Here is an 11,111-nt window from a genome sequence, read left to right on the forward strand (position 1 = left end):
TGCTTTTCGTCATTATTTTTATTAATTTTATATCATAATTTTAATTACATAGATTTTTTTGCACTTAATGATATTGCGTTTTTGTAATAAGTTTAAATGAATAAAATTTATAAAATACAATTTGCTTCATTTAATTCTTTTTTTAGACATATAAAATATGTAAAAAAAGTTATTGCTTTTTTATCAATTACGTTCTTTGTGTCATATATCACCGTATGGGGACAGACAACTTCAACGAGAAATGCAGGAACCGGTACTAACGTTGCAGATACAGGTTCAGTTGCTTGGGTTAACCCAGACAATGTAATTTCTAATAACAATCTTTATTCAACAATTGCTCTTAATAATCAAACCAGCAATTCTCTCCAAGCTACAAATTATGGGTTTACTATACCTTTCAATGCCATTATTACCGGGATAAGGGTTACCATTGGACGTTATCAAAGCGCTGTTGGGAGCGGTAATGATATTCATGATATTGAAGTAATGTTATTGAAGGGAGGCAGCACCGTTGGTAACAATTATGCCCTTGCAGCCGAATGGCCAACAGCAGAGGGCACTGTAAATTATGGGTCACAAACTGATATTTGGGGCACTACCTGGACACCTGCGCAGATTAATGCTGCAGATTTTGGTGTTTCACTTGTTGCAAACAGTACCAATAACAGAACCGGAAGGGTTGATTATATGCTTATTGCTGTTACCTATGTTTTACCCAATACATTTGCCTCTTTTTCATTGACCGCTAACGGTACATTTTCAGTTCCCTCAAATGTTAGCTGCATAAAGGTGGAAGCCTGGGGTGGCGGCGGAGCTGGTGGCGCTGCTAGGGGTAACCCATCAGCAGGTGGTGGCGGCGGTGGCGGCGGTTATGCAAGCAGTATATTAACAGGCTTGGATAACTCCTATCCGGTTACGGTAGGAGCAGCAAAAGCAGGGACTTCCACTAGTGTTATAAATAATGGGAATCCATCTTATTTTGGTCTGTTGGCCAGTCCGCAAGTTTATGCTTCTGGTGGTTCCGGAGGCGTTTATGCTACAGCTAACTACTCAAACGGTGCTGGTGGCTCAGGAGGTACGGACAACATCGGTTCAACTATCTATAATGGCGGTGACGGTGCCGCGGGGATATATACACCCACTTCCACTCCGGGTGGGGCAGGCGGAGGTGGTGCCGGTTCCACAGGGCCCGGTAATTATGCTGTAGCCGGGGAAGGCGGAGCAGCAACATTAGTAAATGGCGGCATAGGAGCCGATGGTGTTGCAGCAGGAGCTACCGGAACGGCAGGCGGTGTTTATGGCGGAGGTGGTTCCGGTGGAAAAGCAAATAGTAGCACCAATAGAGCTGGCGGAGCTGGGGCGCAGGGGTTAGTAATCGTGTCGTTTATTATTCTTTCTCCTCCTCCCGAAATTATAGGAAATACTCAACCTTGTGTTGGTTCAACTGAAACTTATTCTGTAAGTAATATTGTTGGAGTTACTTATACATGGTCATTTCCTGCTGACTGGATCATAACTGGCGGACAGGGAACAAACAGTGTTACAGTTGAAGTCGGTGATATTGATGGCAATGTTCAGGTTACTCCTTTCGGATATTGCAGCGGAGAACCTGGTTTATTGGCAGTAGCTTCGGGGGTAGCCTTACAGCCAGATACAATTAATGGCCCAATTACTGTGTGTCAAAACTCTACCTGGAATTATAATGTACCTAATATTCCCGGCGAAACATATACCTGGACAGTACCTGCAGGATCAACCATAAATTCAGGACAAGGAACAAATAGTGTAAATATTACATTTAGCACCACATCAGGAACTATTACTGTTACACCTTCAAATATCTGTGGCGTTGGCACGGCACAAACACTGGCAATTAACATACAAAACTCTGCTCCCGCAATGCCAAGCATAATTACCGGGCCTAGTTCAGCCTGCCAGGGTTCTACACAAATCTATTCCGTTGTCAACGATCCAAGTGTATCCTTGTATAACTGGTCGTTACCCTCCGATTGGGCAATTACAGCAGGATTACATACAAACTCAATTACGGTAACAGTTGGTGCTACTTCAGGGGACATATCAGTTACTGCTACGAATACATGTGCTACAGGTAATGCTCGAACTAAGGCTGTAATATCAATAGCTACAACTCCCGACCAGCCTGTACTTGTTAATGGAGATACCGTCTTATGTTTGTTGTTCCCTGATCAATATTTCACTATAGTTGATACGTTATATTCTGACTATCAATATAACCCTCATTATCTTAACACCGTCTATACATGGTCTATTCCTGGTGATTGGTCATTACTATCGGGTCAGGGAACAAACCAGATTCATGTTGGTTTAGGAGCATCTTCAGGAAATGTTATAGTTACTCCGTCAAACAGTTGCGGAAATGGTATTCCTCTATCTCTTACCGTTACTGTTGACGATATTGTTCCGTCCCAACCTGTATCAATTACAGGGAATATAAATCCATGCGAGGCTTCAACACAGACATACAGCGTAACCAATCAGGCAGAAGTGTATTTTAACTGGACACTTCCCTCTGACTGGACAATTGTTTCCGGACAGGGAAGCAATTCTATTGTTGTAATAATTGGTCATACTTCAGGAACCGTTGATGTAATTGCTTCAAATGCTTGCGGTTCAGCAATGGATCAAACATTGGATGTTACGGTAAGTCCTTTACCTAATAACCCTGGAACTATTACAGGAGACACTATTTTTTGTCAGGGAACTTCGACAACATATGGTGTAAGCTCTGTAAGTGGTGTTTCTTTTTTCTGGGAAGTTCCTACAGGATGGATTATTACAAGCGGCCAAGGGACAAATTTAATAACAGTTACCATTGGAGCAAATTCAGGAAATGTTCAGGTTACTCCGGTAAATTCATGTGGCAGTGGTGTCCCCAGCGTTTTAAATGTTCATATAAATCCTAGCCCTGCAGCTGAAACTGGACCCGACAATAATATTTGTGTCGGTGCAAGTATTCACATTGGTGCAGCTGGTGTACCGGGGAATACTTATTGCTGGACTTCAATCCCAGCAGGGTTTGTTTCTTCTGATCCGAACCCCCTGGTACAACCGGACACGACAACAATGTACTATCTGGTTGAAACTGTTACTGCTACCGGATGCACAAATACAGACAGCGTTCTCGTTGTTTCCAATCAGATAATTATTATTTCTATTACACCTCCTACTGAAAATATGTGTACAGGGGAAACCACTAATGTTGCTATGTCAAGCAACCAAAGCGGGACAACTTTTTCATGGACAGCTGATTTAACAAGTGGAACGGCAACAACAGGGTTTTCGAATGGAACAGGAAATAATATCAACCAGACGATAAATAACACTTCAGATAATTTTTCTTTAGTCACATATTCAATAACGGCTCATTCAAACGATTGTATAAACGATGCGATTTTGGAAGTGACCATTAATCCGGCTCCGGTAGTTACTTCTCAGACAGTAACTGTTTGTAGTGATTTTAGCACCGCTCTTACATTCGGTGCCAGTACCAATGGTGTTGCCGTTGAAACCTACAATATAACAAATATAAATTCTAACGGACTCACTGCTTTTGCAGGAAATCCGGTAACAGGCAGTGGGTTCAGTAATAATGTCATTGCTGATGATGCCTGGATAAATACTACTGCCAACCCGGTTAATGTTATATATACTGTTGCTCCTGTTAGCGCAATAGGTTGCGTTGGTGTTTCATTTACTGTTACGGTTACTGTTAAGCCAAAGCCAGTAATTACAAATTCTTCTACAAAAAGCATTTGCAGCGAAACGGGAACCAACATTAACTTGACTGCGACTATAGCAAGTACGTTTTCATGGACTATTGGCACTATTACCGGCAGTATAACAGGCGCAAGTGAAGGTTCAGGGGCAACCATAAATCAGGTACTTACAAATCCAAGTAATGCCGCTGCCGGCACTGTACAATATATTATTACCCCCATTTCTTCCTCAGGGTCTTGCAGTGGAAATGCATTCACGATTACTGTTACAGTTAATCCATTACCCATTGTTACAAATCTTTCCACAAAAACTATCTGCAGCGGAAGTGGTACAGACATAAGTCTGTCTGCCAGTGCAAATAGTACCTTTGCATGGTCCTTAGGGGCAATTACTGGCGGAATAACTGGAGCCAGTGCTGGCTCTGGCACAGCTATTAACCAGGTGCTCACGGCTCCAACCAGTTATGCTTCCGGAACCGTACCATATATTATAACTCCAACATCAACTGATGGTTTATGTATCGGAACTGTAAAGACTATTACAGTTACTGTTAATCCGATCCCTTTGGTAACGGCAAGCGCATCCGTAAGTTCTGTTTGTCCAGGTATTAATTTTAATCTTTTTTCTTCTTCAAATGTTGATTTTCCTCCTGTACTGCTTAACGAAAATTTTAACGGGTCGAATAGTTGGGTAACGAGCAATAGTTCTTCAGGTGGAACCCCTGCTAATGCAGCTTGGACAATAAGACCAGATGCATATAGCAGCAATAGCCAGACGTTTCATTCAAACGATAACAGCCAATTCTTTATATCAAATAGCTATTTTCAGAATGGAACAATTACAAGCACTACACTTACTTCAAATGCTATAAGTACAATAGGATATAATTCTTTAACATTGGATTTCTGGCATTATTATGACTATAATGCAAGAACAAATGAAGCTGCAAAGGTGCAAGTGTCAACTAATGGAACTGTTTGGAATGATATTGTCACTTATAATTCAGATCAGGGTTCAGTAAGTAATTTTGCCCATACTTCAATAAATCTAGATGCTTATATTGGCAATGCTACTTTATATGTTCGGTTCTTTTACTACTGCGGATCTAACAGAGGAAGATACTGGGCAATTGATAATGTAAATCTATCCGGAACATCCACGGCATCTGATCCATCCATCAGTTGGACATCCAACCCGGCAAGTTTTACTTCTACAGTTGCAAATCCTGTAAATGTTTCGCAAACTGTTACCACCGATTATATTGCGACATACACCATTGCTGCTTCAGGTTGCAGCAATTCCGATACTGTAACAGTTACCGCATATCCAGCACCTGTCCCTACTATTATATCTGATTACTGCTCAGTACCGGGACATATTCAGTTGGTAGGAGGAGGCGGCGAAACTTATCTCTGGAATACAGGTGAAACCACTCAAGCTATTGCGATTGATATTGCAGGTATTTACAGTGTTACTGTAACTAATGCATTCGGTTGCTGGGCTGCTGAATTTGTTGATGCCAGCAATGAAATGGTAATTGATGGCAGCTTTACCGACTTTGATCCTGCTTACCCATCTTTTTATACGGGTTATATTCAACAGCAATCTTATTATGAGCCATGGGCGCCCAATCCGGAATTAACTGGTTTATGGCCTGAAGGTTATTACGCTGTGAATACAAGCGCTTGGTACAATCCTGTAGATTCTACAGGATATCATACCAATTTCCATGGAAGAGATCATACCCTCAACACGGTCGGGCCAAGAAATTTTCTGATGATTAATGGCGCTACTCAGGATGTGCCCTTAAAAACCATTTGGGAACAAACAGTTTCCGTTGCCCCCAATATTGATTATTATTTCAGTGCATGGGCAATGAATCTTAACCCAGCATCATGTGCTCGATTGCAATTTGAGGTGAATGGAACATTAGTTGGAACCATTGCTGATCTGGATATAGCACCCAAACCCACCACAGAAGGACAGGTCGGGCTTTCCAATTGGGTTCGTTTTTACAGCAATCCATTATGGAATTCCGGCTCTGCAACTACAGCCGTAATTCGTATTGTTAATTTAAATACAGTTGCCGGCGGTAACGACTTTGGGTTGGATGACATTTCATTTGGCACCCTTGCCCCAATTCCTTTTACTACAAATCCTTCTTCAGGTGGAACAGTTTGTGAAAACGACACATTAAAATTATTCGCTAATATTATTGGCGGTAGAGCTCCTATTACATATTCATGGACAGGGCCAAATGGGTTTACTTCAAATCAGAAAGATCCGACCATTCCCAATGCAACTGTTGCTAATTCTGGCACCTATTCTCTAACAGTTGTTGATGGTTACGGTTGTGACCCCGTAACAATGACAACAGTGGCTGTTGTTAATCCATTGCCTACAGCGTCAATAAACGGAACAACAACGGTTTGTCAGTTAGCGTTAGACCCTGATATAACATTTACAGGTAGTAATGGAACATCCCCTTATAATTTTACATATCAGATAAATGGAGGGGCATATCAATTCATTTCCACTACTTCTGGAAACAGTGTTTCAATTCCGGCATCAACATTGATACCCGGAACTTATACGTATTCATTAGTTAGCGTATCAGATGCAAACGGCTGCAATAATATTCAAGGTGGCTCAGCAACTGTTACAGTAAATTCACTCCCTTCTGTAGGTATTAATGGTGACAATCCTGTTTGTGCGGGATTAACGGGTGTACCCTACTCTGCAACAAGCGGTTTTGATACCTATTCCTGGGTTATTTCTGGCGAAGGGACTATAACAGGCCCAACTAACACAAACATTATACATGTGAATGTCGGACCGTCTTATGGTACTTCTTTTACACTAACTCTGAATGTTACTAGTTCTTATGGTTGTAACGGAATAAATGAAGTAGAAATATTTATAGATGATACAACAAAACCTTTTTTGATTGTACCACCATCACCTCAAGATAGAAATGTGGATCCGAATACATGCAGTTATACTGCCATTGGCAATGAATTCAACCCAATAAGTTTTAACGACAACTGCGAAGTTGCAACAGTTGTGAACGATCTGAACTGGACAAACAGTCTTGCAGGATATGTTTTTCCGTTAGGAATCACTCAAGTTACATGGATTGTTACCGATTTAAGAGGAAATTCATCTAAAGATTCTATTTATATAAGGATTAGAGATAACCAACCACCCATAATCTCTTGTCCATCACCTTATGTAGTTTGTGCAAATAGCGATCATACATATATAAATAGTACGAATATATGGGATGCCGGTGCCACAGATAACTGTACTTTGGATGGTATAGCATATAACTTATCCGGAGCAACCTCTGGAACCGGGTCAACTCTGGAAAATGTTACATTCGGTACTGGTATTACAACTGTTACATGGAGGGCAACAGATGCTTCAGGAAATTTCACAACTTGTCTTAGCTCTGTGACCGTACAAACCGAGCCTATTATTTCAGTACAACCTCAGGGAATAATTTTATGCCCCTCAGCTGCACAGGCTATCTTTAACGTGGTTAATACTTTATCACCTTCACCAATTTATCAATGGCGTAAAAATGGCACTGATATTTCTGGAGCTAATACGGATACATATATTATTAATAATCCACAACAAAGCGATAATGGAGTTTATGATGTTGTGATAACAAATAGCTGCGGCACGACAACTTCTATTTCCGCTTATTTATTTGTTTACGGGCTTCCTTTTGCAATGATTGACACTACAACAATTTATGAAAGTATAGGCTATGACCCCGATCCTATTTCTCTTATCTTTTCAAAGGCAGGCGGGGCAACTCCATTGTCTTTCCAATGGCAATTGAACGATACCGATATATTAAATGAAACAGGAATATTTTACGATTCGCCACCACTTATGAATACTGGTGTTTATCCATTTAACACTAAGATATGTGATTCCTGTGGTACGGTATTTTATACCCAATATAAGGAAATCATTATTCAATCGCCTTTACCTATCGAATTAATCAATTTTACTGCTAATTGTTCTGATGGCAATGTATATTTAAATTGGGCTACAAGTACAGAAACTAATAATGACTATTTTACAGTTCAACGCAGCCTTGATGCTCATAATTTCGTCGATGTAATTACGATTCCAGGTGCTGGTAACAACAATTCACCATTACATTATCAGGCCATTGATGAAAATGTTTATGCTGGAATTTCATATTACAGATTAAAACAAACAGATTTTAACGGGGTATCAGAAATATTCAAACCGGTTCCTGTTGTTTGCTTATCTGATGAAAATACAGATATAAATATTTATCCAAATCCATTTTTGGATGAAATAGTAATTAAACATTCAAGAGTTATTAATGATATATCAGAAATCTCCTTATTTGATATGCAGGGAATTTTAATAATGCAAAAAGTATATTCAAATAGTAATTCTGATTCCTATACTATAGATTTAAGAGGTATTGCTTGTGGTCTGTACTATATTAAATTTGTTTCAGGTAATGAGATTTATTTCCAAAAAATAATAAAAACCTCCATGAACTAATATATAAAAAAAACACTCTAAATTTTTTTACAGTCGGATATTAAAGAAAACGATAATGTCTTAGAAAAAATACAGATTTTGCCTAATCCTGCTACAAACATTATAAAAGTTAATGTTTATGAAAAAAATTTGCGAATAAATAATGTTGCAATTTTTGATAACATGGGGAGATTAATTGAAGAAAATAATTTCAATAACATTTTAAATTCTATCGAAATTGACATATCAAAAATAAAAGCAGGGCTATATTTTATTCAATTAAAAAGTAATGAAGGCTTAATATTTACTGGCAAATTTGTAAAGCAATGATTTTAAACAAAACAACACGGATAATGTGTTTTATTATTCTTCTGATCATGTTTAAAGGCAGCCAGAGCCAAAACTGGCTGCCTCTTGGCAATGGTGTAGGTGGATCAATAAACCGGCTTTATACGGATACTGTTACTAACCTATTGTATGTAACCGGCATTTTCAGTGCAAATAGCGATAATATTTTTGGCGGCGTGGCAAAGTGGAATGGAACACAATGGGACACATTACCAAATTGTCAGGCATTTCCAACGAAATCCAGCGTCTTTAAATATTTGGACACATTGTTCGTTTCCGGAGTATTTAATCATAACTCATACATTTCAAAATGGAATGGGAATATTTTTGATACTATTCCCGGAACAAGAGATATGAATATATATTGCACGGCAGAGCATAACGGAATACTGTATTTGGGCGGCGATTTTAGAAAATGCGGCTCCGATTCAGCTTTTTCATTATGCAGCTATGACGGACATATTTATACAGCAATAACACCTCATTATAAAGATATCGCTTCTGTATTTACTTTGGCATTTTATAAAGATACCCTATATGTTGGTGGTGTTTTTAATTTGTACCCTGAATCCCCTATTGCATCTTTTGCCAAATGGAATGGTGCAGATTTGGTGGCGGTGAGCAGTGAGTTTGCCAATGTTAACTGCTCGGTATTTGCCATGGCTGTGTATAAAGACGAATTGTATATAGGGGGTCACTTTACAAAGGCGAGTGGTTTTATCGGGGATTATATTATGAAATGGGATGGGCTCCAATTTACAGAAGTTGGTGGAGGCACAGACCAAAGAGTGACCAGTATGAAAGTGTATAATAACGAATTATACGTTGGAGGATGGTTTACCCGGGTTGGTAGCATTGATTGCGATAACATTGCCAAATGGGATGGAACACAATGGACATGTTTAAACCATGATGCATTTGATTCTTTTTACTCCATATGGGACCTGTGTGTGTTAAATGACAGACTTTATATTGGAGGTAATTTTGATAAAATTGGGAATGATTCTATTCATAATATTGCAATGTACAACCATCCGCTAACTTCAGTTACTGAAAATAATAAGGAAAATTCTCAACTTATTGTTTATCCCAACCCTGTTACCAGTAATGAATTTACTATTTCTTTTCCGTTCATCACATCAGGCACGCTACAGGTGGTAAATTTATTGGGCGAAGTTATCATGACCTATTATATCTGTAATGCAGCGAAGTTTAATATAAATATAGAGGCCTTGAGCAAAGGCTGCTACATAATAAAGGTGCAGGCGGATAATAAATGTTTTGCGGGGAAAATTGTAAAACAATGAACCTAAAAAAAACAGCACTAATAATTTGTTTTGTTATTTTTTTGATAACAGTAAGAGGCAGCCAAGGGCAGAACTGGCTGCCTCTTGGCAAAGGTGTAGGTGGATCAATAAACCGGCTTTATACGGATACTGTTACTAACCTATTGTATGTAACCGGCATTTTCAGTGCAAATAGTGAAAATATTTTTGGTGGTGTGGCTAAATGGAACGGTATTGCTTGGGACACGCTTCCTAATTGCCAATCAACTTATACACCCTCAAAATTTAAGGTTTTTAAGTATTCTGACACTTTATATATCTCCGGATACTTTTATTATACACCACAAAACAGTACAAATATAGCGAGATGGAACGGTAGTATTTTTGATACAATATCTGGCACAAGAGATATGAACATATATTGTACTGCAGAAAAAAGCGACACCTTATATTTAGGAGGATTTTTTAAAAAATGTGGCAACGATTCAGCATATTCATTGTGTAAATATGATGGGCATCATTTTACTGCTATTACACCTAATTACGATGGAAATGCATATATTTTGTGCATGACTTTTTACAAAGACACTTTATATGTTGGGGGCAATTTTGGTTTAAACTCTGATCCATCAATTGCATCCTTAGCCAAATGGGATGGAGCAGGATTACTTTCGGTAAGCGAACAATTCTCTAATGTAAACTGTACCATAGAAACAATGGCTGTATATAAAGATGAACTTTATGTTGGTGGAGCTTTTAGAAAAAGTGATGGTTTTACAGGTGATTATATTATGAAATGGGATGGGCACCAGTTTACAGAAGTAGGTGGAGGTACAAACCAAAGGGTGACCTGCATGAAAGTGTATAATAACGAATTATATGTTGGTGGCTGGTTTACTTCAGTTGGCAACATTGAATGCGACAATGTAGCAAAATGGGATGGTACACAATGGATATGTTTAAACCATGATGCATTTGATTTTACTTTTTCATTAAGAGATTTAAGTTTTTTGAACGACAGGTTATACATTGCTGGTATGTTTGATAAAATTGGAAATGATTCTATTCATAATATTGCAATGTACAACCATCCGCTAACTTCAGTTACTGAAAATAATAAGGAAAATTCTCAACTTATTGTTTATCCCAACCCTGTTACCAGTAATGAATTTACTATTTCTT

4 protein-coding genes are annotated in these 11,111 nt (G+C 38.7%); all 4 read left to right on the plus strand.

Annotation, left to right across the window (positions count from 1 at the left end):
• The first annotated feature begins 198 nt into the window (after positions 1–198).
• Positions 199–8,316: a T9SS type A sorting domain-containing protein gene (locus tag M0R16_12325; GenBank protein MCK9613660.1), complete on the plus strand. Its 8,118-nt coding sequence runs from the start codon at positions 199–201 to the stop codon at positions 8,314–8,316.
• A gap of 78 nt (positions 8,317–8,394) precedes the next feature.
• Positions 8,395–8,625: a T9SS type A sorting domain-containing protein gene (locus M0R16_12330; protein MCK9613661.1), complete on the plus strand. Its 231-nt coding sequence runs from the start codon at positions 8,395–8,397 to the stop codon at positions 8,623–8,625.
• Between the two features lie 23 nt (positions 8,626–8,648).
• On the plus strand, positions 8,649–9,950 hold the full coding sequence (locus M0R16_12335; protein MCK9613662.1) for a T9SS type A sorting domain-containing protein: 1,302 nt from the start codon (positions 8,649–8,651) through the stop codon (positions 9,948–9,950).
• On the plus strand, positions 9,947–11,111 hold a 1,165-nt coding region (locus M0R16_12340), incomplete at its 3' end, for a hypothetical protein (GenBank protein ID MCK9613663.1). The genes M0R16_12335 and M0R16_12340, both read left to right, overlap by 4 nt.

Source organism: Bacteroidales bacterium (assembly GCA_023228145.1).
Taxonomy (GTDB): domain Bacteria; phylum Bacteroidota; class Bacteroidia; order Bacteroidales; family CAIWKO01; genus CAIWKO01.